Raw genomic sequence first — 281 nt, 5'->3', positions numbered from 1 at the left:
TCCGACGCTCCCACGGCTTGTAGGCACACGGTTTCAGGTACTATTTCACTCCCCTCCCGGGGTACTTTTCACCATTCCCTCACGGTACTATCCGCTATCGGTCACCAGGGAATATTTAGGCTTAGCGGGTGGTCCCGCCAGATTCACACGGGATTTCTCGGGCCCCGTGCTACTTGGGTGTCTCTCAAACGAGCCGCTGACGTTTCGACTACGGGGGTCTTACCCTCTACGCCGGACCTTTCGCATGTCCTTCGCCTACATCAACGGTTTCTGACTCGTCC

Annotated in this window: 1 rRNA gene; it reads right to left on the bottom strand. The window is 56.9% G+C overall.

The window, feature by feature from the left end:
• Positions 1-281 (bottom strand): 23S ribosomal RNA (locus ADK65_RS07610); the annotation flags it as partial.

The organism is Streptomyces sp. NRRL B-1140, assembly GCF_001280065.1.
GTDB lineage: Bacteria > Actinomycetota > Actinomycetes > Streptomycetales > Streptomycetaceae > Streptomyces.
Note: the sequence above shows the minus strand (reverse complement) of the source record. Positions and strands in the feature narration are given on the sequence as shown.